The 24,712-nt window shown below is 64.5% G+C and carries 20 protein-coding genes; 8 read left to right on the forward strand and 12 right to left on the reverse strand.

Annotated elements, in window-relative coordinates; genetic code table 11:
- Nucleotides 1-297: 297 nt before the first annotated feature.
- From VIN30_RS10910 to VIN30_RS10930, 5 genes are all read right to left on the reverse strand, one after another.
- Nucleotides 298-1,293 carry an acyl-CoA dehydratase activase gene (locus tag VIN30_RS10910; RefSeq protein ID WP_338211523.1) on the reverse strand — a complete coding sequence of 332 codons (996 nt, stop codon included), beginning with the start codon at nucleotides 1,291-1,293 and terminating at the stop codon, nucleotides 298-300.
- Complete coding sequence (locus VIN30_RS10915; protein WP_338211525.1) at nucleotides 1,290-2,489, reverse strand: hypothetical protein; 1,200 nt, start codon at nucleotides 2,487-2,489, stop codon at nucleotides 1,290-1,292. The genes VIN30_RS10910 and VIN30_RS10915 overlap by 4 nt, the downstream gene beginning before the upstream one ends.
- Nucleotides 2,482-3,489, reverse strand: coding sequence for an acyl-CoA dehydratase activase-related protein (locus VIN30_RS10920; RefSeq protein ID WP_326426394.1), 1,008 nt, complete (start codon nucleotides 3,487-3,489; stop codon nucleotides 2,482-2,484). The genes VIN30_RS10915 and VIN30_RS10920 overlap by 8 nt, the downstream gene beginning before the upstream one ends.
- Before the next feature lie 96 nt (nucleotides 3,490-3,585).
- Entirely contained in the window at nucleotides 3,586-4,338 is a 753-nt protein-coding gene (locus VIN30_RS10925; RefSeq protein ID WP_338211526.1) for a DnaJ domain-containing protein, read from the reverse strand.
- A 9-nt stretch (nucleotides 4,339-4,347) separates the two neighbouring features.
- A complete protein-coding gene (locus VIN30_RS10930; RefSeq protein WP_326426398.1) occupies nucleotides 4,348-5,526 on the reverse strand; it encodes a putative ABC transporter permease in 1,179 nt (392 codons plus the stop codon).
- Between the two features lie 141 nt (nucleotides 5,527-5,667).
- On the opposite strand from VIN30_RS10930, the gene VIN30_RS10935 reads away from it, so the two are divergent.
- Complete coding sequence (locus VIN30_RS10935; protein WP_338211527.1) at nucleotides 5,668-6,084, forward strand: hypothetical protein; 417 nt, start codon at nucleotides 5,668-5,670, stop codon at nucleotides 6,082-6,084.
- A gap of 103 nt (nucleotides 6,085-6,187) precedes the next feature.
- Nucleotides 6,188-7,510 (forward strand): hypothetical protein, encoded by a 1,323-nt coding sequence (locus VIN30_RS10940; protein ID WP_338211528.1) that lies wholly within the window; start codon nucleotides 6,188-6,190, stop codon nucleotides 7,508-7,510.
- A 90-nt stretch (nucleotides 7,511-7,600) separates the two neighbouring features.
- On the opposite strand, the gene VIN30_RS10945 is transcribed toward VIN30_RS10940, so the two are convergent.
- From VIN30_RS10945 to VIN30_RS10955, 3 genes are all read right to left on the reverse strand, one after another.
- Nucleotides 7,601-8,482, reverse strand: coding sequence for a DUF4013 domain-containing protein (locus tag VIN30_RS10945; protein WP_326426403.1), 882 nt, complete (start codon nucleotides 8,480-8,482; stop codon nucleotides 7,601-7,603).
- A 202-nt stretch (nucleotides 8,483-8,684) separates the two neighbouring features.
- Nucleotides 8,685-10,013 carry an MFS transporter gene (locus VIN30_RS10950; RefSeq protein WP_338211530.1) on the reverse strand — a complete coding sequence of 443 codons (1,329 nt, stop codon included), beginning with the start codon at nucleotides 10,011-10,013 and terminating at the stop codon, nucleotides 8,685-8,687.
- Between the two features lie 174 nt (nucleotides 10,014-10,187).
- Nucleotides 10,188-11,633, reverse strand: a complete 1,446-nt coding sequence (locus VIN30_RS10955) for a helix-turn-helix transcriptional regulator (RefSeq protein ID WP_338211532.1) — start codon at nucleotides 11,631-11,633, stop codon at nucleotides 10,188-10,190.
- 211 nt (nucleotides 11,634-11,844) lie between these two features.
- Here VIN30_RS10955 and VIN30_RS10960 point away from each other — a divergent pair, with 211 nt between their 5' ends.
- The 4 genes from VIN30_RS10960 (at nucleotide 11,845) to VIN30_RS10975 (ending at nucleotide 16,871) form a co-directional block, all read left to right on the forward strand.
- Complete coding sequence (locus tag VIN30_RS10960; RefSeq protein ID WP_338211533.1) at nucleotides 11,845-13,467, forward strand: FAD-dependent oxidoreductase; 1,623 nt, start codon at nucleotides 11,845-11,847, stop codon at nucleotides 13,465-13,467.
- A gap of 249 nt (nucleotides 13,468-13,716) precedes the next feature.
- Nucleotides 13,717-14,601 (forward strand): type I methionyl aminopeptidase, encoded by an 885-nt coding sequence (gene map, locus VIN30_RS10965; RefSeq protein ID WP_338211534.1) that lies wholly within the window; start codon nucleotides 13,717-13,719, stop codon nucleotides 14,599-14,601.
- Nucleotides 14,602-14,749: 148 nt separating this feature from the next.
- A complete protein-coding gene (locus VIN30_RS10970) occupies nucleotides 14,750-15,865 on the forward strand; it encodes a helix-turn-helix transcriptional regulator (protein ID WP_338211535.1) in 1,116 nt (371 codons plus the stop codon).
- 196 nt (nucleotides 15,866-16,061) lie between these two features.
- Nucleotides 16,062-16,871 carry a hypothetical protein gene (locus VIN30_RS10975; RefSeq protein WP_338211537.1) on the forward strand — a complete coding sequence of 270 codons (810 nt, stop codon included), beginning with the start codon at nucleotides 16,062-16,064 and terminating at the stop codon, nucleotides 16,869-16,871.
- Between the two features lie 736 nt (nucleotides 16,872-17,607).
- On the opposite strand, the gene VIN30_RS10980 is transcribed toward VIN30_RS10975, so the two are convergent.
- Nucleotides 17,608-19,197, reverse strand: a complete 1,590-nt coding sequence (locus VIN30_RS10980; RefSeq protein WP_338211539.1) for a YfcC family protein — start codon at nucleotides 19,195-19,197, stop codon at nucleotides 17,608-17,610.
- 363 nt (nucleotides 19,198-19,560) lie between these two features.
- Between VIN30_RS10980 and VIN30_RS10985 the strand changes: the two genes are divergently transcribed.
- On the forward strand, nucleotides 19,561-20,517 hold the full coding sequence (locus tag VIN30_RS10985; RefSeq protein ID WP_326426419.1) for a helix-turn-helix transcriptional regulator: 957 nt from the start codon (nucleotides 19,561-19,563) through the stop codon (nucleotides 20,515-20,517).
- Between the two features lie 388 nt (nucleotides 20,518-20,905).
- Nucleotides 20,906-21,226: an anaerobic ribonucleoside-triphosphate reductase gene (gene nrdD / locus VIN30_RS11575; RefSeq protein WP_326426420.1), complete on the forward strand. Its 321-nt coding sequence runs from the start codon at nucleotides 20,906-20,908 to the stop codon at nucleotides 21,224-21,226.
- Between the two features lie 94 nt (nucleotides 21,227-21,320).
- Here nrdD and recR read toward each other — a convergent pair whose 3' ends face one another.
- From recR to dnaX, 3 genes are read right to left on the reverse strand one after another with little or no spacing between them, the layout of a single operon-like run.
- Nucleotides 21,321-21,917: a recombination mediator RecR gene (recR, locus tag VIN30_RS10995; protein ID WP_326426421.1), complete on the reverse strand. Its 597-nt coding sequence runs from the start codon at nucleotides 21,915-21,917 to the stop codon at nucleotides 21,321-21,323.
- 23 nt (nucleotides 21,918-21,940) lie between these two features.
- Nucleotides 21,941-22,249: a YbaB/EbfC family nucleoid-associated protein gene (locus VIN30_RS11000; protein ID WP_326426423.1), complete on the reverse strand. Its 309-nt coding sequence runs from the start codon at nucleotides 22,247-22,249 to the stop codon at nucleotides 21,941-21,943.
- A gap of 57 nt (nucleotides 22,250-22,306) precedes the next feature.
- Nucleotides 22,307-24,709 carry a DNA polymerase III subunit gamma/tau gene (dnaX, locus tag VIN30_RS11005; RefSeq protein ID WP_338211541.1) on the reverse strand — a complete coding sequence of 801 codons (2,403 nt, stop codon included), beginning with the start codon at nucleotides 24,707-24,709 and terminating at the stop codon, nucleotides 22,307-22,309.
- Nucleotides 24,710-24,712: the final 3 nt, after the last annotated feature.

The raw sequence follows: 24,712 nt of genomic DNA on the forward strand, positions 1-24,712 counted from the left end.
CCCACGTTTGGGCGGGCTGAAGCCCCCCCCTACGGCATCGACTCGCAAGCGCCCACCGCCGGAAAGCCGGACGCAGAGACCTCGTAGGGACGGCCTTCAGGCCGTCCGTCAAGCCGCGAGCATCTCCCACGTTTGGGCGGGCTGAAGCCCGCCCCTACGAGCATCGACTCGCAAGCGCCCGCCGGGAGCCGGGCATGTCGGATAACTCCGTAGGGGCGGCCTTCAGGCCGTCCACTAAGCCGAGGGCGCTTCCCACGTTTGGGCGGGCTGAAGCCCGCCCCTACGAGGACAAACCCGTTACGCCGTCGTCTTCACGGCACCGCGGTCGCAGCGGTTGCCCCAGCTGTCGATGATGTCCTTGTCGCGATACACGCAGATGATCTCGCAGTGGTTGGCGCACTTGTTGCATTCCACCTCGCGGGTCTTGAAGTCGAAGTCGAGCATGGCCTCGAAGTCGAAGGTGCCGCTGGCGAACGGACCCGATTCCGCACCCTCGATGGGGCCCGCGTCGGCCGCGAGCAAGGCCGCGCCGAAGGCGCCCATGAGGTGGCCGTCCGGGTCCACCGCCACGGGCATGCCCAGCTGCTCCTCGAAGGCATGCACCACGCCGGCGTTCTTGGACACGCCGCCCTGGAACACCACGGGAGCGGCGATCTTCTTGCCCTTGCCCACGTTGTTCAGGTAGTTGCTCGCCACCGCGTTGCACAAACCCGCGATGATGTCCTCACGCGCGTAGCCCACCTGAATTTTGTGCACCAAGTCGCTCTCGGCGAACACGGTGCAGCGGGCGGCAATGTTCGCCGGCTTCTTCGAGGTGAGGGCCACTTCCCCGAACTCCTCCACCTCCACGCCCAAACGGTGGGCCTGGCTGGAGAGGAACGAGCCCGTGCCCGCGGCACACAGCGTGTTCATGGCGTAGTCCACAGCGATGCCATCGGACACGCAGATGATCTTGGAGTCCTGGCCGCCGATTTCCAGAATGGTGCGCACGTCCGGGTGCAAAAAGGTGGTGCCCACGGCGTGGGCCGTAATCTCGTTCTTGATGACGGAGGCCCCCAGCATCGCGCCCACGAGCCGCCGGGCGCTGCCGGTGGTGCCGGCGCCCACGATGGCCACGTCCTCGCCGCTGTCGGCCAGCTGGCTTTCCAGCTCGCGCACGACGTTCTTCGATGCCTCGGTGGGGTTGCCCTCGGTCCACAGGTACGACCGCGCAATGATACCGCGATCCTCGCCGATCACGACGCCCTTGGTGGAAATGGACCCGATGTCGATGCCTAAGTAGGCCTTCTTCATTTTCTCTTCTCCTTCTTCATGGCGAGCATGTCGTAGAACGCCTCGAGGCGCGTGTCCAGGCCAGTGTCGGAGGTCTGGGAGTCGTAGGTGAGGTACAAAATGGGCACGGCGAAGTCCTCGCTCACCTTCTGCAACACGGGAATGCAGTCGATCTCGGGCGTGCAGCCGGCCGACTTCGCGTGGATGATGCCGTCGAAGCCCTCGCTGGCGTACTTCTTCGCCGCCGCCACCGTGAGGGTGGAGGTGGGGCCCATGTCATAGGTGAGGTAGTCCTTGGCGCCCACGCGCAGGTTCGGCTCGTTGTAGCGCAGATACCGGTTCGTGAAGTTCAGCATACGGTGCACCTCCACGCCCATGGCGGTGAGCTTGTGGTCGAGCTCCAGGTTGGACCGCTCGTCGATGGCGGTGAACATCTCGCCCACGATGCCGATGCGGATGGGGTCGGCCGGCTTGTCCAGCGGGATGGCGCGCATGGCGGTCATGGCGTCGCGGAAGGCCTCGTTCACGTCGCGCTCGTCGGAGCAGGCGCGCATGGCGTCCATGGCGCGGCTCCAGGCGGCGTCGAAGGCCCCGCGCTCGCGTTCGAAGCCGGCGTTGGCCAGGTAGAAGTCGCGCAGCGCGTCCAGATGCGCGATCATCTTCGCCAGCGCCTTCAGCTGCACTACGCCGTGGGGGATGTCCACGTCCGGGTTCACCGTCTTCAGCACTTCCTTGGCCCAGCCGAGATACCCCTTCTCGATGCCGTGGGCGAAGTTCAGCATGATGAAGTCGTAGCCCATGTCGCGCAGGATGGAGTCCTGCAGCTCGCCGTAGTAGCCCAGACGGCACGGGCCGCCGAACTGGACGAGGATGTCGGCGCCCAGATCGAGCGCCTCGGCGAAGTCGCCCAGGATGTGCTTGAAGGGCGTGCACACGTAGTCGCTCGAGTTCTGCACGCCCACGTCGCTGGCGGTGCGGGTGGCCTCGGGCAGCGGCAGGTAATCCACGTCGAGCACCTGCTCGCAGAAGAACTTGAACGCCGGATCGTAGTAGCAGTAGCGGAAGAAGGCCGCCTTGGTGTACTTGTGGTGCTTGGCCTTGTGCTTCGCGCGCTTGGCCGCCTTGCGGTCGGCATGCAGGCTGGGCGGGCGCAGCCGCTCGCGTTCGACCGACACCGTCGAGCGCACCTGCTCGATGAGGGCCTGGGGCTTAGGCATGGACGTAGCCTCCCTTCTGCTGGAACCGCAGGATGTCCACGAAGCTCTCCACGCGCGTCTCCACGCCGGCGGTGCCCGACTGCGCGTCGATCATGAGGTTCAGAATGGGCTTGCCCTGGATGCAGCGCATGATGGCGTCGTCGGTCATGGAGTCGGGACCGCAGGGGAACGCGCTGATGAGCACGATGCCGTCGATGTGGTCCTCGAACATGAGAATGGCGCCAATGAGCTCGCGGTTGATAAGCCACGGCATGGTGTCGGAGAACTCGAAGCTCTTCTTGTAGGCGCGCTCGTGGTCCACCGCATCGGCGTACAGCACCGTGGCGCCCATGTCGGCCAAGGCGTCGGTGACCGCGCTCGACATGTAGGGGTCGTGGGTGATGTAGGGATGGGCCACCACCAAGATGCCCAGGGGCTCATCGGCCGCGCCGTCGCCGCCGGCCGCCGCCCGCCGGCGCTCGTCCAGCGCGCGCATGCGGCGGATCTGGGCATCGGCCTGGGCCTTGTCGTGGGCCTCCTGGGCCTCCCAAGCCGACTTGAACGCCGCCCGCGCGTCGCGGGGCGACACGCCCATGCGGGCCGCCATCTCCTCGAAGGGGCGCCGCACGTCCTTCATCTTGCGGGCGTTGCGCACCTCGCAGGAGATGACCCGCAGGTGCTGGTCGCGGAACGTGCTCTTCACCATGTCGGTCACCGATTGGAACTTGGTGCAGAAGCCGGCGCGGTGGTCGTCGGTGGGATAGCACGGCACGAACACCGCGTCGCAGCGGCCCACGAGGCTTTCCACGTGTCCGATGAACACCTTGGAAGCCAGGCAGCACTCGTCCACCGAACGGTGCTCGCCCGCATCGGCGATGGCCTTGTCGGTGGGCTCGCTCACCACTACGGTGCGGCCGATACCCTCGAAGAACGTGGTCCACAGCACGCCGAACCGGTAGAACAGCAGGGCGCGCGGGATGCCCACCACGCGCACGTCGGCCCAATCTGTCGCTTGGGGCACGAATACCTCCTTGCACGGGAAGCGCCGCAGGATGCGGCGCGTCTTTCAGTCAATCGCCCATCTTAGCACAGGGGCGCGACCCGCAAGCGGGCCTTCCTACAGGCAGCACAGAAGCGGCTGGCAGAGGGCCGGTCCGCACACGGCGCAGCAGCACCATGCGGAGGGATCGCACCCGCCCGAGAAGCCGCGGCTCTCGCTTTCCTGCTGGTAAGCGCGCGCCCGGGCCCCGATGACCGCCTCGGCCTGACGGTAGTCGCCGTTGGTGGGGTCGGCCTTGCGAGCGGCCCGAATCTGGTCCACCGCGGCCACGGCATTGCCGGCGCCGTAGTTGGCCAGAGCGGCCAGGTAGTACCAGCGTCCGTTGCGGTCGCCCATCGGAAGGGCCGCCAGCACCGACAGCGCCGCCTGGTAGTTGCCCGCATCGATGAACAGCACCGCCTGGCGCAGCTCGGCCGAGTCGGTGGCCGATATCTCGGGGCGCGGCACGGCGCTCGCCCGCGCCCAGCTGTTGAATATCTCGTCCCAATCCACTTCCACCCACTGGTACTGATAGCCGCCCGGACCCGTCGCGCCTCCGCCGAAGGGGTTGCCCCCGGGCGTGCCGTAGCCCGTATAGCCCGGGTTGTACGGCGCACGGTAGCGGCGCCGCGCATCCTCGCGGGCGTACTTCTCGGGGTTGGTGATGCGGTCGTAGGCCTCGTTGATCTTCTTCAGGCGCTCCTCAGCCGCCGGGTCGTCCGGATTCAGATCGGGGTGGTTCTCGCGGGCCTTCTTGCGGTAGGCCTTCTTTATCTCGTCGGGCGACGCATCGTGCGACACGCCCAGCACCTGGTAGGGATCATCCATCATAAGGGACTCCTAGGAGGAACGATGGGCCGCGTCGGGGTTGATGCTCATCGACTCGAAGCGGTTCTCCATCCATTGGTTGTCGAAATGATCGGCGCAGAACTGCTCCAGCGCGTTGTCGGGCGCAAGCCCCGCCAGGCGCGCGTACCAGCAGTCGAGCGCCACCAACGTCATCACGCCGTCGAGGATCATCAACGCCGCGCACACGGCGGTGATGGAATAGCGCCACCGCCACGGAATGAGGTTCACCGTGTGCAGCAGCGCCGGCAGCGCCAGGCGCACCCACACCACGCCCAGCACGCCCCACATGCACATGAACATGAAGTTGGTGCGCCCGTTGATGTTCAAAAACGTACCGGTGTAATCCCAGGCCACGGCGCCGAAGGCGTATTCCATGAACCAGCTGACGAAATACTCGAAGGCGCCTCCGATAACGGCGCTTACCAGGAACACCACGATAACGGGAGCATGATGGAAGCGGTTCAGGGCCAAGGTCATCAGCAGGGCGCCGAAGCCGTAGATGGGCGAGAACGGCCCCCACAAAAGCCCCGCGCGATCCTCGTAGTGGCCGAAGTCGACCACCAGCACATGGTAGATAGATTCGATCACCACACCGGCTACGCTGGCGATGACGAAGATCCAGAACAGGTTGAAGAAGTCGAGTTCGATGAAGCCCGCGCCCGATTTGTCCAGGCCGAGCGTGCCCTCCTCGGCTTCCTCGCGCGTTTCCATGAGGCGCAGCCGCCGCTGCAGCTCGCGCTCGTCGGACAGCGACGGGTCCACGAACACGTGGGCCACTACCAGCACCAGGGCGGCCGCCCCCAGAAACCACAGCCCCTCGTTGATGCCGTACAGCATCAGATCGCAGGCGAAGGCCACGCCCAGGGCTATGGCCATCGATTCGGCCAGAAGCCGCGCGCGGCGGCGCTTGCCGCGCACCAGGCGCACCCCCAAGATGACAGAGGACACGATAGCGAAACATGCCGCCGCGATCAGCACGAGCGACAGGATGATGGTGATCACCGATTCATCGGAATAAGCACCGGTCACGAACTCCTGGGCCACGGCCACCCACACCAGCACCACTTCGGGAATAAGCACAGCGCCGCCCACCATCAGCAGCACGCCGAACACCTTCAGAACCATCGGCGTGCGGGAATGCCCGCTGCCAATGCCGGGATCGGGTTGCAAGGGGGTTTGTTGAAGAAGCGCGGAATCCATGGCGCTATGGTATCATGACCCCCGAATTCAGGCCTCGGCCCCACAACATACCCGCAAGATGGCACCAATTTGACATGCTTGCGCGCGGGCCCCACGGCGAAAGGAGCAGCGGTGACCACCCAGCAGACCGATACCGCCACCTGGTACCTGCGCATGTTCTCCTATCTGCTCATGCTGTGCGGAGCCTTCGGCTGCGCCACGGGCGCGGTGGTCATCTACCAGGCCGTGGCCGACAGCGCACCGGCGGAGACGTCGCTTTCGCTAGCCATGGTGGTGCTGGGGCTGGCCGCCATCGCCGCCAACGGCGTTACCCTGGCCACGGGCATCGTGGGCCGCATCGCCTCGCGCAAGCCCGAGCGGCTGCAATCGCTGTACACCGTGGCCGTCGCCGGCGTAGTGACCACCATCGTTGGCCTGGGGCTGTGCTATGCCACCAGCGGCGATTTGCCCACGTCCCTCATCTTCAACCTGCTTCTAATGGGCATTTGCATCGTTGTGACGAACAGCCTGCGGAGAAACCCCTCGTAGGCTTCGCCTAAATTCTCGCCCATAACGCCTCTGATCTTGTACAATGCACCTTAACGGCATTGGGCTGCGTGGGGACGCGGCCCCGCTACACTCAGGAGGATTCATGACCGAGAACGATTCGCAGCAGGCCGCGCGCGACGCCGCCGCTGCCTTCATCCAAAGCGCGGCACCCGCCGACGCCGCCGGCACCGCCCCCCAAACCCCGGCCGAGGCCGCCATCGCCGCCAAGGAGGCCTACGGCGCCACCGATCCCGCCGAGGCCCAGAACACCAAGAAGGGCCATGGGGTCGCCATCGTGGTGGGGCTTATCATCGCCCTGCTCGTGCTGGCCGGCATTGGGGCGTTCCTGTTCACCCAAGGCGTCTTCAACAAGAACACGCCGGTGCAGGAAACCCAGCGTGTGCCGCTTTCCGACGCCCGCGTTATCGCGGCCTTCGACGAGGTGACGGTGGAGACCCCCGACATCTCTCAGTACGCCTACGTGTCCCAAGACGCTCTCATCGGCCCCAAGTTCAGCGACATCGTGGTGAACGAGCCCGTGGACCTGGGCGCCTCCACCCACCAGATTGTGGAGTGCACCGCCACGGCCACCGCCGTGTTCAAGAACAAGGGCATCGAGATCGCCGTGCCCGTCACGCTGCCCTTCGAGTATTCCCCCGAAGGCGAGACCTGGGTGCCCGGCGACATCACCCAGGGTGCCCCCACCGCCACGCCGCTCGCCTCGGCCAGCGCCAGCGAGATCATCGGCAACCTGAACGCCATTCTGAACGACTACGACCCCACCTATGGCGAGGCCATGGCCGATGCCACCGTGGTGAAGACCACCGCCGACCTCACCATCGACGGCGGCCCCATTTCGGTGGACCTTTCCAAGACGATCACCGAGGAGCAGGAAGCCCTCACCATCAACGAGCTGCGCACCTGCACCGTGGGCCTCACGGTGGCGTGGTCCAACGATAAGGGCTGGCTGGTCACCGTCACCGACGCGGGCACCATCGACACCCAGAAGAGCGAGATTCCCGACCCCAGCGCCGCCGATGCCGCCGTGGCACCCGTGGACACCTCGCCCCAGAACCTGGGCTCCGTGAACTTCGGCGACACCGTCACCGTGGCCGGCACCCTGGAGGCCGTGGCGAACACCGGCGAGCTGGCCAAGGCGAACAACTATAGCAATGGCGCGGCCAACCTGGATGCGGGCGGCTCGGTGCAGCTGGTGCTGCGCCTGACGCGGCCCGTGGACATGACCCTGAACGGCACCGCCTACCATCTCACCAGCATCGGCGTGGCCCTGGGCCCGAATGTTACCGAGGACGAGAAGAACAGCCTCATCGGCCGCAAGGCCGACGTGAAGGGTCCGCTTGACGAGAACTTCGTCACCAACTGGTGCCCCGCTGGCATCAAGGCCATGGAGATTCACGTGGAATAGGCCCCATCTTCCCCGCACGAGAAAGCCCCCGCGACGCGCGACCGTCGCGGGGGCTTTTAGATGCTCGTCAAAGACGACCGAAGGCCGCGCCTACGAGGCCTGGGGCGGGAACGGCGTCTGAGGATAGGTCGGTGTCGCGGGCGGCACGGGAACCGACAGGGCCGTCCATTCGGGGGCATAGCGCGCCACCCAGTGGCCCAGACCGCGCACCGTAACGGCCTGGGCGGCCGCCTCGACGAAGCACGCCAGCACGTACACAATGAGCACGGCGATCAACGTGGGAACGGCAATGGCCCCGACAATGGCCATCACCTCGGCGAACGACGGGTCGCTTGCCGAGGCGACCACCATCGACGGCGCCGCGCCGCCCACAGCCACCAGCACGGCGAAGAGGGTGATTACCATGGTGACCACGCCCACAATGAGGCCGGCCACGATATTCGGCACCAACGTCACCAGCAGAAGCTGACCCCAGTTGCGCTTGGCCATGTTCCACACGTCCTTCACGTTGAACCCATCGCCGATGGTGTAGCCCATGATCATGCGCATCTGCATGACGTTGATAGCCACCGTGCCGGCAACCATAACAGCCAGGTAGGCCAAGCCGCCCAGCAGCGGAATAAACCCAAGCACCATGCCGATAACACCCGTGACGATGCCCACCGCAAGCGCGATGACGAAGGCGTAGAAGCCGAACTCGAAGTTCTTGCCCGTCACGTACTTGGCAGGCATGGGAGTCTTGCCGCCGAAGGGCACCTCACGCGACCAATGCAGCAAATAGCCCGCCACCACGAAGTTCAAAATGGGCACGCACATAATGAGGCCGAGCACGAGCAGCTTGCCCACATAGCCCGGCGTCGTCTTAATGTCCTCCCAAGCCGCACCGATGCAGCCCTTGGCGTACACCGGCTGCACCGGGGCCGGCGCGGGGGTCGGCATCGGCGTCTGGGGCGAATAGTTCATCTGATCCATAGACGTTTCCTTTCTCTCGGGGCAACGGCCCGCTTCCTCTGGCGACCCGCCAGCTCGTTTCGCGTGGAAGCGCGATTCGTCGCGCATGCGCGCCAAACGGCTGCCGCAACGCTGGGCCCATTGTGACAGCAGGGGCTTACTGACGTTGAATCAGTAGGGAAATCGTCATCTTTTCCATAGGAACCGGAAACTGGGTGGCCCGCTACTCCAAATCGCGCTTCTCCACCACCGTGTAGGCGGGCAGGATGTTGCGCTTCACAATGCGATAGCACAGCAGCGCCGTAATAGGCATGCCCAGGCACAGCAGGCTGCCCAGCTTGAAGGACGCCATGGTGCCGAGCAGATCGATTATGGCGCCCGCCGCCGTGGGCCCGAAGGCCGCCCCACAGGTATAGCCGGCATTCAACCAAGTAATGGCCTCGGTCAGGCGCGCGTCGGGCACTGCCCGCTCGCAGACGCCGTTGGCCACGATAAGCAGCGGGGAATAGGTGGCCGCACCCAGAAGCGCCACTGCCATCAGCGACGGCGCCGAATCGATGAAGAACATGGTGCCGAACGCAAGTCCCACGGCACAGGCCGCCACCACCAGCTGCTTGGGCAAGGGGGCCCGCAGGCGCACCATACCGAACAGGAAGCCCACGATCATCGACACCGCACCTGAGGCCATCAGCACCGCACCGGCGAAATCGGGACTGTGCAGGTCTTCCGACAGCGACACTGTGGCCGTGTCGAACAGGCCCAGAAAGGCCCCCGCGAAGGCGTAGATGACGAACAGCACGCGCACGGCCGCCGAGGTGGCCAGCAGGCTTCGCTTCGGGGCCCCGTCCTCGGGCATCGCGCCCGGCTCTCCTTCCATCTCGGCGGCTGCCTCGCCTGCCACAGCAGCATCCCCCGCGGGCGCCGACCAACCCGGCACGGGCTCGGTGGATTTCGACGCGCACAGCAGCAGCACCCCCACGGCAAAGGCCGCACCGCCCGCGATCATGCCCGCCGTCGGCGCGATGGCCGCAGCCAGGGCGATGGAGATGGAGGGACTGAAGATGAAGGCCATATCGTCCAGCACGCTCTCGTAGGAGAACATGGTGCGCAAATCGGGCGCTTCCTTCCCCAGCCGCCCCGAGCGAATAAGATAGGTCCACCGAGCGCGGGCCATGGCCTGGGGACTGGGATAGAAACCCACCAGCAGCGCGCCCACGAACAGCGGCCACACCGGTCCGTGCAGCGCCACGTTCGCCACCAGCACTACCAAGCCCGCAAGCGACACCGCAGCCGCCTTCGGCACCACTGCCGACTGGCCCCGTTCGTCGATGCGCTTGGACACCCGCGGCGTCACCACGAAGATCGAAAGCGCGATGAGCGACGATGCCAACCCGGCCGTAAGAAACGAATAGCCCGACAGCGTGATCATGGTGACCACGCCGATGTTCAGCATGCTGCCGAAGAAGCGCATGAGCAGGCAGGCGATATCGAAGGGGTAAGCCGCCCGCACGCGCAGTATCTTCTTGTACACTCCCGGGCTTACCGCCGCCATCGTCTCACCTCGCCTCCGCCCGACTCCTTACAAGACACGCCCGACCAACCAGCCGAGCGTCCATCGCCTAGAGTAGCACGCCCGCGCCCCCAGCGAAAGGGAGAAACCACCAACAACCCGCCGCCCTCCTTGGACAGGTTCACAAACACCGCAGGGAAGGCCAGAGGGCGGCCTTTAGGGCTTCGAGCGCCCGCGCTCGCCATCGATCATCGCGATAAGCTCCTGCTTGCCCGCTACGCCGAACTTGCGATAGATGCTGCGAGCGTGGCCCTTCACCGTGCTGTGGGAGAGCACCAACTGCTCCTCGATGGCGGGCAGGCTGTAGCCCTGGGCAAGCCACGCGAACACCTCGGCCTCACGCCGCGTCAGGCGCTTCTCCTCGGCAAGACGCTGGTAGAACTGCGTGCGCTCCTCCTGCCAATCGGCGGCGCCATCGCCCGAGGAGGCGTCCTCGCGGCTACCGTCGACATGCAAGGCCGAGGTCGCCGAGCGGCGGCGCAGCAGCAGAAGAGCCACCGAGAACATGTACGCGAGAACCAAAACCAGAGCCGTCATCGACAGCGCGCCCTGGCTCACCTGCGTCTCCAACAGCCATGCGACCGGAGCCGCCGCCAGCAAAATGGCGTTCATAATAGTCCAGCCACCTAGGAACAGCATCAGCTCATCGCCGCGCGCCGACCGTCCTATCTCGAACAGCGCGATCCACATGATGACGTAGAAGAACGTCCAGCTGGACTCCACCATGGCCACCGACAGCGTGGCCAGCAAGCGCCCCGATGCCGGCAAGATGGCCAACCCGGCCACCGTCAGGAACAGCAGGGGCATGAATATCTGCCGCACGCTGGGCACAAACTTCCTTCGGGCAAGGTACGCGATCAGCAGGGCCATGCCGCCGCCGCGCAGCAACGCCTCGCACCACGTGAGCAAAGCTGGATCGGCGGCGGGAAACTCGAAGAACACCAACACGCGAAACAGCAGGGAATAGCTGGCCATAAGCACCACCAGCTCGGTGGGAAGCAGACGCAGCGTCTCGCCTCCATAACGCAGCCAGCTCGCGCGATCGACCGCATGTTCCACCGGGCTTGGGAAAGCAACCTTGTCCCAAGGAGCACCGACGAGGGGCGCCACACTCCCCACGGCAATCGCGAGGAAAAGCGGCGCCCGGGCAGCGGCGGGAGCCGCCCCGACCAAAGCGAACAGCAACACCGCGGCAAGAGCCGCCACAGCGATGGTCCGATTGCGACGGGCGGCATCCATGGCCGCCAGCCGGGCAGCCCAACAAGCGAGAATCCACGCGTGGCCCACGCCCACCAGCACCTGCGACACCGCATAAGCCGCCACGTTTGCTGCCCCGTACAGCATAAGGGCACTTCCCGCTAGCAGCATCGCCCCGAAACCTGCAGCCGCCCCGCGACCGAACAAGCGGTCGCGAAAACGCCCTACCAGCACGACAAGCGCAGCCAAGGTAAGCACCGAGCAGAGACGAGCAAGCCACAGCGTCGCCGTCGGATAGCCCTCGATGGCGGCGCTCCAAAGGGAGTACGACGATGCCTGGCGCAACAGACCCAACGTGCCGATTTGGCAGCAGAAAAGCAGCGGAAGAACGTTTTCCCTGCTCATATACGACTTCATGACCCTCCCCACCCTTTTTGGCCGATGGCGCAACAAGCGAAAACCAGCCCATTGGGACGGTTTTTCGCCACCAGTTTCCCTGCATACTGCTGGCCAAGCAAGGCGCACGGTGGGTTGATGCGACAGTCGGCCTTGAACCGAACGCGCCTTGCGTAACGCAATCAGCAAGATGCAATGCACATGCGAAGGGGATGATACCATGAATCTTTCCAGAAGGAACTTTCTCAAGGGCGCGGCATTCGGCACCGCAGGCCTGGGCGCTGCCTCAGCCGCGTTCCTGACCGGCTGCGCGCCCCAGACGCCGACCGAAGCCGATTTGGCCGAAACCGGCGCATCGACGTCCAGCGATTACCCGGTGCAGGTGCTGGGTGCCATGGATGAGGCCGCCGAGACCTTCGAAGGCGACGTAGTCGTTCTGGGCTGTGGTCCGGGTGGCATCGCCTGCGCCACGCGCCTGGCCGAGGAGGGCGCCCGCGTGCTGGTGGTGGAAAAAACCACCACGGTGGGAGGCACCGGACTCGTCTGCTCGGGCAACTGCTACATTTCCCTCAACAGCCAGTACCAGCAAGATCAGGGGCTGGAAGCCGACATCCCCGCCTTCTACAAGGAATGGCTCGAGGCTGTGCACTACCACTGCGACCATGAGGTGCTGAGCACCTACCTGCGCAACTGCGGCCGCGTTGTCGACTGGCTGCTGGGCTACGGCTTCGGTTTCCACATGAAGGAAACGCCGGCCACCAACGGGCTGACCGGATTCGCCTACCGCATTTCCCAGCCGGCCAAGGACAGCGGCAACCGCCAGGAAGTGTACGGCAAGATGATGGATCTCGTCGCCCAGGCCGGGGGTGCCTTCCACGGCGAGTGCACCGGCACCGAGCTGATCGTGGACGATGAGGGCACCGTGGTGGGCCTGCGCGCCGATCGCAACGGCGAGACGGTGGACTTCATGGCCAAGGCCGTGGTCATCGCGTCGGGCGGCTACGGCGCGAACCGCGAGATGATCGACCAGTACGCCAAGAACCCCCTGCTCGGCCGCGACCCCGTGCTGAACAACGGCGAAGGCGCCCGCATGGCGTGGGCCGCCGGTGCGAAGCAGCCGTGGAACCTGGGCGCCCTGTGCGTAGACACCCTGTATCCCATCGACGCCGACCACGTGTCCTACCCGGGCGGTGTGCAGGCCCTCGGCAATGTAATGCAGGATGCCGGCAAGGCGCGTATGCATGTGAACCAGCTGGGGCGCCGCTTCCATTCCGAGGACGCCTTCTGCTGGGTGCCCACCTACGGCGGCACCAACGCCGTGGCGTGCGATGAGCCGTACCTCTTCGTTATCGCCGATCAGGCGGCCCTCGATGCGCTGAAGGATTCCGATGAGACCGTGGATGACGCCTACTTGGAGTCCATGACCGCCCTGGGCGTTCTGTTCGCGGGCGACACCCCCGAAGCCCTGGCCGAGGCCGTAGGCTGGGATCCGGCCGTATTCTCGGAGGAGTTCTCCCATTACAACGAGCTGTGCGCGCAGGGCGAAGACCCCGTCTTCTTCAAGACCGCCCAACATCTGGTGCCCTACGGCGCCGGCCCGTACTACGCGGTGCGCATGGCCCCCACTCCCTTCGGCACCTGCGGCGATCTGAACGTCACGCCGCGCATGGAGGTGCGGGGCGTCGAACCCGGATCTACCGTGAAGGGCCTGTACGCCGTGGGCACCGAAACCGTGGGCACCATGCACAACGACTACTACTGGGCTCTCGGCCAGACCGTCGGCTGGGCCCACACCTCCGGCGTACTGGCCGCCGAGGAAATAGCCGCCAACGTCCTCTCGTAGACGCGACGGCCAGCGGCGATCCTCCCTCGCCGTTTCTCCACCCTCCCCTTCGAGACGCCCCACCGGGGCGTCTCGCTGTATAAAGCCCTCGCTTCAAGCGAGACCGCTGCCCCGTGAGCCGTGCTCCGTGAGCTGGCATCCGGGTGCAGCGTCCCGGCACCGGGCAATCCAACAAACAGATTCGCCCCAGGAAACTTGTAGTACCATAGGCGGCGAACTTTTCGCGGACTACCACCCAAGGAGCGCCTCATGTACGACGGATTCACAAGCCCCGGCCGCAACGACGAATGCTGGTGCGGCAGCGGCAAGAAGTACAAAAAATGCCACCTCGCCTTCGACGAACGCCTGGAAGCGCTCTTTGAAGCCGGCGAGGACGTGCCCGCGCGCGACCTCTTGAAAACCGCCGCCGACATCGAGGGCGTAAAAAAGAGCGCCGCCGTGAACGTGGGCGTGCTGGACTACGTGGCCGAGCGCATCGCACCCGGCGTGACCACCGCGCAGATCGACGAGTGGGTGCACGACTACACCGTGCAGCACGGTGCCATCCCCGCGCCTTTGAACTACGAGGGCTTCCCCAACAGCGTGTGCACCTCGGTGAACGAGGTGGTGTGCCACGGCATTCCGTCGACCGACGAGGCGCTCGCCGAGGGCGACATCGTGAACGTTGACTGTTCCACCATCCTGGACGGCTATTTCTCCGACTCCTCCCGCATGTTCTGCATCGGCGAGGTGTCTCCCGAGGCGGCCGACTTGGTGCGTGTGACGAAGGAGGCCGTGGAGGAAGGCCTTAAGGCCGTGAAGCCCTGGGGGCATTTGGGCGACGTGGGGGCGGCCGTGAACGCGTACGCCAAAAAGCACGGTTACACCGTGGTGCGCGAGTTCGGCGGTCACGGCATCGGGCTGGAATTCCACGAGGACCCCTTCGTGAGCTTCGTCACCGAGCCGGGTGCAGGCCCCATCATGGTGCCGGGCATGATGTTCACCATCGAGCCCATGATCAACGCCGGTGCCCAGGAGATTGACATGACCGACCCCAACGGCTGGACGGTGCGCACGGCGGACAAGTCGCTCACGGCCCAGTGGGAAGTGCAGATCGTCATCACCGAGGATGGCTACGAACTGCTCAGCTGGTAGCACCTCATATGGCTCTCAACTGGGAAAAGCAACTTTCAGGTGCCGGAAAATGATGCCGCAAGTTGGTGGCGTCGCCGCTCTTGCTACCGTAAAGTGAGAAACGTCGACACCCCTTGACGATCACCATTTCGCACCGAAAGGACGCACCATGAGTTTCCGCGACAACCTGCAGCATTTGCGCGCCACCCATTCCATGACCCAGGAGCAGCTGGCCATGATGGTGGGCGTCAGCCGCCAGTCCGTCACCAAATGGGAGGCCGAACGCGCCTACCCCGAGATGGACAAGCTGCTGAAGCTGTGCCAGATCTTCGACTGCACCTTGGACGACCTGGTGCAGGGCGACCTGACCGCCGCCACCCCCTCCCCCGCCGCCCAGGCCCGCGCCAGCGCCCTGCGCGATGTGGCCGGCGCGCCGCCTCAGGATGTGTGCGGCTACGACGAGCACATGCGCGCCTTCGCCCTGAAGATTGCCACAGGCGTGTTCGCCGTTCTTGCGGGCATCTCGCTGCTCATCTTCGTCGGCACCGCCACCGAGTGCTTCGAGCCGAACCTGGAGTCTTTGGGGCTCATCCCGCTGTTCGCCGGCATCGGCATCGGGGTGGCGCTGTTCGTCACCGCGTCGTTCCAGCACCTGGAGTTCCAGCGCAGCCACCCCTACATCCAGGACTTTTACACCGCCGACGACCGCCGCGAGGCCCAGCGCTCCTTCGCCGTGAGCCTCGTTGCGGGCCTGCTCCTCCTGTTCGCCGGCGTGGTGGGCTCAGGATTCGCCGACGGGCGCGGCGATCTGGCCGAGGGCGTGGCCGCGGGCGTGCTGATAGCGCTCTTGGCCGCAGGAGCATGGCTCATCGTGCGCGGCTCCATGCTGCTGGCCCGCGTGAACGTGGCCAACTACAACGAGGCGCGCGAGCAGGCCATGGCCGAAAGCGATGCCTGGAAGTGGGCGCGCGAGGCCGATGCGGCGCAGCTGCGAGGCCTGTACACCGACGAGCAGATCTGCGATTTGCTCGGCATCGCCGACGCATCGGATGCGGAAATCGCCCGGGCGCGGGCGCGCCTGGAGCGGCGCCACCGCAAGAGCCAGATCACAAGCGGTCTGTGCAGCATCATCATGATCCTGGCCACGGTGGCCGGCGTGGCGCTTCTGCTCGTGCCCCAGTGGCACACGCCCTTCTTCTGGCTGGCCTGGGTGTTCGGCGGTCTCCTGTGCGCCGTGGCCGGCATCTTCGTGAGCACCTTCGTGAAGGACGATCCCGCCCAGTAGCCCGTCGCCCCGTTCCGCGCCGCACCGAAGCCCGCCGCGCCGTATCGCCTGCCCGATGCGGCGCGGCGCCGTTCTGGCGAAACGATGGCGGAAATCCTACGGTCACCATACGCTTACCGACCTCCTTCGCGTAGAGTGTCATTCTGCCTCTATGCTGGGAAGTGCTTATTGACACCTTCCCCTGAGAGGAGCCCTTATGGCTGAGAACACCAACGCGGTGCCCCAGGTTCCCACCCCGTCCGACGACGAAGCGGCCGGTTTCGCCCTGGAGGCCCAAGCCCTCGGCAATGGCGAGCCGGCGCGCGTCGACGGCACCGTGCAAGCAGCGGCGGCCGGCGATGCGAGCGAGATGCTCGGCGAGGTGCTGCAATCCCAAGAGCTGAACCCCAGCGAGCCTGCCGTGACCAACGACCCCGTTCCGATGCAGGCCGCCGGCGCCTCCTGCACGCCCACGGGCGCAGGCTATGCAGCCCAGGGTCGCGCCCTGGAGCAGGAAGCCGTGGCCCAAACCTATCCGGGCCAACCCGCGGCCGCCCGGTCAGCGGCACCGTATTACATCGCCCCCGAGCCCCAGCCCGCGCCCCAACCTGGCGTTGCCGCATCCCAAGCAGCCTACCAAGCCGCCTACGGCGCCCCCGCCGTCGGCACAACTCCCGCAGCCGCTCCCGCCGCGCCCAGCTACAATCCCCAAGCCGCCGTCACTGCAGCCGCTCTGCAGCAGACCCGCAAAACCATCGACCCCCGACGCGTCTTCCTCATCTGCGGCATGGTTGTCGGTGCCATCATGATCGTCTTCGGCCTGTGCATGCTGGCCTTCTACACACCGGCCGAGGTTAACGAGTTCTACAGCTCTTCCCATCAGGCCTTTGCCAGCAGCGGCGCCACGGCCGCCCAAGTTCTGAAAGCGGGCTTCGCCATGCTGCTCATCGGCTTGGGAGCCACCGACATCTGCGCCTTCGGCTCGAAACTCTTCAAGCACCACGGCTGCAAGCGCGACGAGCGCTAATCCTTCCCGCCCTTTCCGATCGGCCCCTTCCTCGAAGGGGCCTTTTCATGCCCGCAAGCCGCAGAGCGCGCGACGGAAGCCCGAACTGCGCCCCCCCCCTCGGCGCAAGGGGGAAGTAACGGCTGAAGTTTTTGTTTTGCTTTTTCTATGATGCTGCTATAATGGTTTGCAACTTACGAGGAAGCTCACAGGCTTCGCATAGATGAGGGTTCTGTTTTTGGAGGGGACAGAACCCTTTGTCTTTTCTGGAACCCACTCCAAAGCCACCGGCCCACCAAGGCCCTGCATCCGTGGCGGGCTTTTCGCACCTTCGTCGGCGAACCATCGCCGAATTGCAGCAGATCGCTATTTATGAGCGTCTATTGTGCCGGAAACCTTGTTTTATAGGATTAAAACTAACGATAAATATTAAAATCAACGTTTCCAGACGCTCATAAATCAAGATTTGATGCAGAAACAGGTCGTTTCATTAACCGAAGAAACGCCGCCCCATGCTTTGCCCAAACGCCGCGATCATGGAATACGATTAACCGAAGAAGCCCTAAGCCCCCCCCCGAGTGCCCTTACGGACAGAAAGACCCTGCGGAATCGCCGCGCCACCCCGTTATGTCCTGCAGAGACCGTTGTCCTCCCCAGCACAAAAACAGGCCCCTCTCACCCGCACGGGAGAGGGGCCTCATGGCAGAAAGCGTCTTGAAATCCGGGCCCGCGAGAAACGCGAGCCCGAACACAGCTGCTACACGGCGAACACGACCGAGCAGATGCTCAGCAGGATGGCGCCGAACACCAGCGTGAACACCATCATGGGCCACACGAACTTGAACCAGTGGGACATCTTCATGTCCAGCATCTGCAAGGTGGCCATTACCAAACCCGTCGGCGCGATATACAGCATGGCATACTGGCCGAACTGGTAGGCCGCCACGATGATCCAGCGCGGGATGCCCACAGTGTCGGCTAGGGGCGCGAAGATGGGCATCGACAGCACGGCCAAACCGCTGGAGGAGGGCACCACGAAGCCCAGCACGAAGAAGATCAGCAGCAGGCAGATCACGAACAGCGGGCCGCTCATGCCGGTCACCAAGTTCGAAGCGGCGTTCAGCATGGTATCGCTGATCATGCCCTCGGTCAGCACGTGGTTCACGCCACGGGCCAGACCGATGATCAGAGCCACGGGCACCAGGCTGGAAGCGCCGGTGCCGAAAGCGTCCACCATCTTCGACTCGCCCACGCCATCCTTGCCGGTACCGCCGATGAACATCACCAGGATAGACAACGTCACGAACTCGGCGGCCATCTGGGGGAACCACCAGCCAAGGTTCATGACGCCGATGATCATGATCACGAAGGCGGCCACGAAGATGCACAGCACGATCTTCTTGCGGATACCGAACTCACGGGCGGCCGCCGTGTTGTCGTTCAGCTCCCACTGGGCGTTGAACTTCTCGCGGTCTTCGTAGGAATAGCTGAACTCGGGATTGTTCTGCACCTTCTTGGCGTACCAATGCAGGTACAGCAGGAACACAATAGCGCCAACCACCAGGGCAAAGGCGCGCACGGCGATGCCCTCGGTGAACACCGTACCGGCGGCATTGGAGGCAATAACGGCCGAGAAGGGGTTCACCGTAGAGAAGGTGGTACCAATGGAGCCGGCCAGGAAGATGGAGCCAACGACCACAATGGAGTCGTAGCCGAGGGCGATGAATATCGGCGCCAGAATCGGATAGAAGGCCACGGCCTCCTCCTCCAGGCCGCACATGGTACCGCCGAAGATCATGAACACCGACACGCCGAACACCAGCAAAAACTCGCGCCCCTTGGTCTTCTTCGTCAGGGCCGACAGGCCGCTCTCAAAGGCGCCGGTCACTTTCACCACGCCGATAAGGCCGCCCAAGCACAGGATGAACACCATGACGTCGATGCCGTCGATGACGCCCCATACCATGGAGTAGGGAATGTCGGCGATGGATACGGGATGCTGGTCGAGCCCCTCGTAGGTGCCCGGAATGGACACCGACTGGGTGATGGCGCCGCTGGTGAACTGATCGATGCTGATCTTCACACCCAGCTCGTCCAGGGTCTCCTGATTAGCATCCAGCTCAGACACCTCGCCGGTGGGCGATGTCATCTCCAGCTTGCCGCTATCGGCGTCGTACATCAGCTTGGAGTACTGACCGGCGGGCACGAACCACGTGCACAGCACGGCGATGATGGTCACGATGAACAGAATCGTGAACGCCGAGGGGAAGGAGAACTTGCGCTTCTTCTTCTCTTTCTTGGGTTCTTCGGCGTTGAGGGGAACGCCCTCCATGGTTGTCTCAGCCATGTTGGTCTCCTATCTGGATCGGGAAGAGGGTGTTGATAATCCCCGCGGGCTCCTCTTCGCCAGCCGAAGGAGCCCGCGGGGTATCGCGATGAGCTAAGTGTAGATTCTGTGAACATGGGTCTGCTAGGCATAATGCGGTGATGGCATCAAGCTGTAACGGATATAAGTTGGGGATACTGTGAAGCAATTTTTCTAAACGATGAATAAACCGCAGGTCAGAACCTTCTCAAATGCTGACCAATTCACACATTGACAACAAGATGTCCACTTTTAATCTCGTTTCGCTACACTAATCCCAACCGATTTGACGCCCGCACAAGGGCACAATCGCGCGTCTTGACCGACCGCCATCCGAGGAACGCCATGGCTCTGCTGTTTTATTACACGCTTATCATCATGTTCTTCTACACCATCGTGGCGGCCACGAGCCTCTCGGCCTTCTATGTGTCGCGGCGCAAGACGTTCCTATACGCTACCCTCGGCTTCACGTTCTACTTCTTCGACGTGTCGCTCGTGTTCATGGATAACTTCATCACGCCCGACGCCGTGCTCGCCGCCCCCTCGTTCTACGACGTGGGAAACCCCTACGCGTCCATTATCACGGGCGGGGGCGCCTTCCTGTTCCTGTGGCTGGCCGCTTGCCGCTATTGCCGCGAGGGCCACTGGGCCATCCGCTTCGTGCCCGTGGCCGTATGGGCCACAGCCAGCCTGGCCGCCTACCAGCTGATCGGCGACGCCCAGTGGCGCGAGTTCGTCTACTATTCCATGCGCACGGCCCTGCAACTGTTCTGCTACGCCGTGCTGGCCCTGTGGTACCGCCACTCCTCCGACCCGCAACGACGTTCCATCATGAGATCGCACCGCGTGGCCTACTTCTGGGCCGTGGGTCTTACCTGCGGCATCATCATCGAGAACGTGTACTTCCAGCTGATCTACGATCCCACGAACCTGCCCCACGACATGTGGATCATGGCCGAGCGCAATCCCTTCGAGAACGCACTGTTCGTCTGCTTCGGCCTGGCGGTGCTGCGCGGTGCCTCCATATCGCTGCACCTGCGCGCCCGCAGCCTGCCCGAGGGCGAAGACCCGCTGCTGGTGGAATCCATCGACCGGCTGCTGCCCCTGTACAGCCACAGCTACGACCTCTCCAAGCGCGAGGAAGAAGTGCTGCGCCTGGCCCTTATGGGTAAGGACAACCAGAACATCGCAAGCGAGCTTTCCCTGACCGCCGGAACGGTGAAGGTGCACGTGCACAATATCCTGAAGAAGACGGGACATGCCAACCGCGCTGCCCTGGCCGCCGATTTCTGGGAGCGCTGAGCACGCTTCGTCATCGAACTACTTTCAAACTGCAGCAGATCGACGATTATGAGCGTCTGTTTCGCCAAATAGCCTGCTTTATGAAGTCGATATTAATGCTAAACATTAATTGATGCTCTCTCAGACGCTCATAACTGTCGATTTGCTGCAAAAAGCACGCCCTTCGCCAACCGAAGAAGCATTGGGACCGAGGCTTTTGGCGCGCGAGTACGCGTCGGCGGCCGAGCAGGCCCGAAATTGACACTTCCCTCCTCATTCGCAAGGTTTTTCCTACATCTTCAGAACATAGCAATTCGAAACCACATATTGTGCTAGAATTCCGTCTCACTAACTAGATGTAGTAAATGCACCGCAAAAGAACTCGGTTACGAGCGATAAGGAGCCACTTATGGAGAACAAGACGATCGACGGCGTGAAGGTTGCCGTAAACTACGCCCACAGCGACGACGCGCCGGTGTCCGATGCCGAGATTCAGGCCTACCTCAAGCGCGCCTACGAGAAGTACCCCCACGGCCAGCTGGAGTCGCTCACGCTGGATGTGGACGGCGAGGACGTGGGCATCCACTACGGCTTGGCCCCCGTGAAGTTCGATCGCATCCGCCGCATCACCGGATACCTGGTGGGCACGCTGGACCGCTTCAACGACGCCAAGCGCTCCGAAGAGCACGACCGCGTGAAGCACGAGGTTCCCACCTGCTGCATCAAGTAGCTTCGCGCTTCCTTGAAACGAGGAAGGCCGCTGCCGGGGTGCTCCGGCAGCGGCCTTTTGCTTTGCCGTCGCGAAAACGGAAGGGGTCTGCGCCCTACAGCGCCAGACGAGCCTCCAGGGCGCGACCGAGGGTCACCTCGTCGGCGAACTCCAAGTCGCCGCCCACGGGAAGCCCGCTGGCGGGGCGCGTCACCTTCACGCCCAGAGGCTTGATAAGACGCGCCAGATAGGCGGCCGTGGTCTCGCCCTCGATGTTGGGGTTCATGGCCAGAAGTACCTCCGACACCTCTTCACGACCAAGACGCGCCATCAACTCGGCAATGCGCAAGTCGCCCGGGCCCACGCCCTCCATGGGGGCCAGCACACCCCCGAGCACATGGTAGACACCGTTGAATACGGCCGTGCGCTCGATGGGAGGAATGTCGCGCGGCTCGCTGACCACGCAGATGATCGAGCTATCGCGCTTGGCGCTGGCGCAAATTTCGCACAGGTCGCCCTCGGCGTAGTTGAAGCAGCGGGCGCAGAAATGCACGCCCGCCTTCACCTCGCGGATGGCATCGGCCAGCCGCAAAGCCTCGGCGGCATCGGTGTTCAAAATCCAATAGGCCATACGCTGGGCCGACTTCGGGCCCACGCCGGGCAAACGCTCAAGCTCGTCGAGAAGCTTCTGAATGGAAGGCGCCGCTTGCACAAGTATCGCTTCCCGCCAGATGCCTACATCAGGCCTGGAATCTTCATACCGCCCATGACGGCGTTCATGCGGGCGTTAGCGGCCTCGCTCGCCGCACGCAGAGCCTCGTTCACGGCGGCCGTCACCATATCCTGCAGCATCTCCACGTCCTCGGGATCCACCGCGGCCGGGTCGATGGTGATGTCGGTAATGGCCATCTCGCCAGTGGCCGTGGCCTTCACCATGCCGCCACCCGCCGAGGCCTCGAAGGTCATGGCGGCGATTTCCTGCTGGGCCGCAGCCGCATCGCGCTGCATCTTCTGGGCCTGCTTCATCATCTTCTTCATATCCATAGGGCAATTCTCCTTTGATCTCGCAGTGAAGCCGAGCCTATTGTAGGCCATCGGCCGTTAGGACACTTCCTCGAAACTGATGCCGTCGCCGAAACCGAAGGCAAGCGATGCGTTCAGGTCGGCGCCATCGGGTTCCATCACCGGATTGGGCGACGGACCGGACACGCTGTCCGGCTCGGGCGGTAAGCCCGTGGCCGGCGCCATGGCGGGCGCGGGTGCCTGAGGCTCCGCAGCCAGAGCGTCCTCCCAAGGCGGCACTTCGCCGGGGCGCTCGTCGCTCGCATCGGAGGGGACATAGTCGTCATAGGGGGGCCGATCGTCCTCCCAGGGCGGCACCTCCTCCACCGTCGACGGCGTAGGGGCGGAAGCCGGCGAAGCCTGGGCGACGGGTGCGGGAGCAGGCGGGGCGGCCGGAGCAGCAGGGGCCGTCGGCGCGCCGAGTTCCGATGCGGGCACAACCGGAACCGTCGGCGCGGGCGCGGACGGAGCCACCGCCGCAACGCCGGCCGCCGCCCGGGCCGCCGCAGCTGCCACGGGATTGGGGGCAGCCACGCCGCCTGCTGCCGGCACCGCCGCCGACGGCGCCGCACCGCCCGCGGCGCGACGCAGCTCGAAGGGTACCTCGGCGCGGGCCTCTTGGCGCAGAGCACGGGCCAACTCTTCCTGGGCATCGGGCTTCTGCACCATCTGGAACGCGAAATCGTTGTCGCCGGAGAACTCGATGACGAGCGCCTTGCCATTGAAGGTCACGCGCGTGTTGATAAAGAGCACGCCATAGGTGATCTTCACCCGCTTCAATGTGGCCAGAACTCCAGCCCACAGACGCTGAAGCGCCGCCGGGTTGCCCAGCATCTCGGCCAGTTGGGGCGATAGCGCCCCGGAGGCTGCAGGGGTTGCCGAGGCGGCCGGAGCAACAGCCGGATCAGGCACCGACGGAGCGGGTGCGGGCGGCCTGAAGGCCGCCCCTACGGAGGCGTCCGATGCGGGGGCGATTGGCGCGGGGGCGTTCGATGCGGGAGCGGAAACCGGAGCCGGAGCGGGCTCGGGGGCCACGGGGGCGCTGGGCTCGGGCACTGCGGAAACCGAGGCAGAAGCCGGAGAGGGGTCGGGCACTGCGGAAACCGAGGCAGAAGCCGGAGAGGGATCGGGCACCGAGGAAGCCGAGACAGCCGCGCCCTCGCGCTCTTCGGGCACCGTCGTCGGCACAGCAGCCGGAGGCACCGGGGCCGGAGCGGGAGCCGGAGGCGTCGGCATCGGCGCAGGGGCGACCATCGCGGGAACCGCCGCAATGCCCGGAGCCGAAGCGGTCGCCCCGGCAGCTATCTGGCGCTCCAGTTCCTCCACGCGGGCAGCCAGGGCCTGCAAGGTCAGGTCGGCGGAGGGGCGCACCATGCGCGTCAACGCGATCTCGAAGGAGAGCCGGGCGTTCGTGGACGTTTTCAAATCCGACGCCACATCGCCCAGCACATCCAGCAAATAAGCCAAGCGATCCACCCCGAACAGCGGCAGCTCAGCGGCCAACTCGCGCCGCGTGCCCTCGCTCACCTCCAGCACCACATCGGCGCCGGCCACGGCCATCACGTACATGTTCCGCAGATGAGTCGCCAGATCGCCCACGAACTGGGCCAGATCGGCGCCGGTTTCCACATATTCGGCCACCCAGGTAAAGCACGCCGCGGCGTCACGCGCGCCAATGGCCTGCACGATGTCGGCCAGGTCGGTGGAATCCACGGTACCCAGCATGCGCTCGGCCACCTCCATGGTCACCGCGCCGTCGCCGAAGGCAATCAACTGCTCCAGCGACGTCAGCGCGTTGCGCATGCCGCCTTCGGCCCGGTGTGCAATCAAATCCAGAGCCTCGCCCTCGAATTCCACGCCCTCGGCTACGCAGATAGCGCCCAAGCGCGACACCATGGCCTCGGTGGAAATGCGGCGGAAGTCGAAGCGCTGACAGCGCGAGTGGATGGTCTCGGGCACCTTCTGCGGGTCAGTAGTGGCCAAAATGAACACCACATGACTCGGCGGCTCCTCCAATGTCTTCAGCAGCGCGTTGAAGGCAGCCGTCGAGAGCATGTGCACCTCGTCGATGATGTACACCTTGTAGCGGCCCCGCGTCGGCGCGAACTGCACGCGCCCGATAATCTCCTCGCGCACATTCTCCACGCCGGTACGGCTCGCAGCATCCAGTTCGTACACATCCGGATGCTCGCCGGCGGCGATCAGCTCGCAGTCCTCGCAGGTGCCGTCGGGCTCGGCCGTGGGCCCCGTCTCGCACAAAAGCGCCTTGGCGAGCAGACGCGCCGTGGTGGTCTTGCCCGTGCCACGCGGGCCCGTGAACAGGTAGGCATGGCTCACCTTGTCCTGGGCGATGGCGTTCTTGATAGTGCGCTCGATATGCTCCTGCCCGACCACATCCTCGAAGATCTGCGGTCGGTACTTGCGGTAGAGAGCCTCTGCCATAGC

The organism is Adlercreutzia wanghongyangiae (assembly GCF_035989245.1).
GTDB classification, from domain to species: Bacteria; Actinomycetota; Coriobacteriia; order Coriobacteriales; family Eggerthellaceae; genus Adlercreutzia; species Adlercreutzia wanghongyangiae.

Coding starts and splice junctions, on each gene's coding strand:
- VIN30_RS10910 (WP_338211523.1), bottom strand. CDS start 1,293: ATGAAGAAGGCCTACTTAGGCATCGACATCGGGTCCATTTCCACCAAG.
- VIN30_RS10915 (WP_338211525.1), bottom strand. CDS start 2,489: ATGCCTAAGCCCCAGGCCCTCATCGAGCAGGTGCGCTCGACGGTGTCG.
- VIN30_RS10925 (WP_338211526.1), bottom strand. CDS start 4,338: ATGATGGATGATCCCTACCAGGTGCTGGGCGTGTCGCACGATGCGTCG.
- VIN30_RS10940 (WP_338211528.1), top strand. CDS start 6,188: ATGACCGAGAACGATTCGCAGCAGGCCGCGCGCGACGCCGCCGCTGCC.
- VIN30_RS10945 (WP_326426403.1), bottom strand. CDS start 8,482: ATGGATCAGATGAACTATTCGCCCCAGACGCCGATGCCGACCCCCGCG.
- VIN30_RS10950 (WP_338211530.1), bottom strand. CDS start 10,013: ATGGCGGCGGTAAGCCCGGGAGTGTACAAGAAGATACTGCGCGTGCGG.
- VIN30_RS10955 (WP_338211532.1), bottom strand. CDS start 11,633: ATGAGCAGGGAAAACGTTCTTCCGCTGCTTTTCTGCTGCCAAATCGGC.
- VIN30_RS10960 (WP_338211533.1), top strand. CDS start 11,845: ATGAATCTTTCCAGAAGGAACTTTCTCAAGGGCGCGGCATTCGGCACC.
- map (WP_338211534.1), top strand. CDS start 13,717: ATGTACGACGGATTCACAAGCCCCGGCCGCAACGACGAATGCTGGTGC.
- VIN30_RS10970 (WP_338211535.1), top strand. CDS start 14,750: ATGAGTTTCCGCGACAACCTGCAGCATTTGCGCGCCACCCATTCCATG.
- VIN30_RS10975 (WP_338211537.1), top strand. CDS start 16,062: ATGGCTGAGAACACCAACGCGGTGCCCCAGGTTCCCACCCCGTCCGAC.
- VIN30_RS10980 (WP_338211539.1), bottom strand. CDS start 19,197: ATGGCTGAGACAACCATGGAGGGCGTTCCCCTCAACGCCGAAGAACCC.
- VIN30_RS10985 (WP_326426419.1), top strand. CDS start 19,561: ATGGCTCTGCTGTTTTATTACACGCTTATCATCATGTTCTTCTACACC.
- nrdD (WP_326426420.1), top strand. CDS start 20,906: ATGGAGAACAAGACGATCGACGGCGTGAAGGTTGCCGTAAACTACGCC.
- VIN30_RS11000 (WP_326426423.1), bottom strand. CDS start 22,249: ATGGATATGAAGAAGATGATGAAGCAGGCCCAGAAGATGCAGCGCGAT.
- dnaX (WP_338211541.1), bottom strand. CDS start 24,709: ATGGCAGAGGCTCTCTACCGCAAGTACCGACCGCAGATCTTCGAGGAT.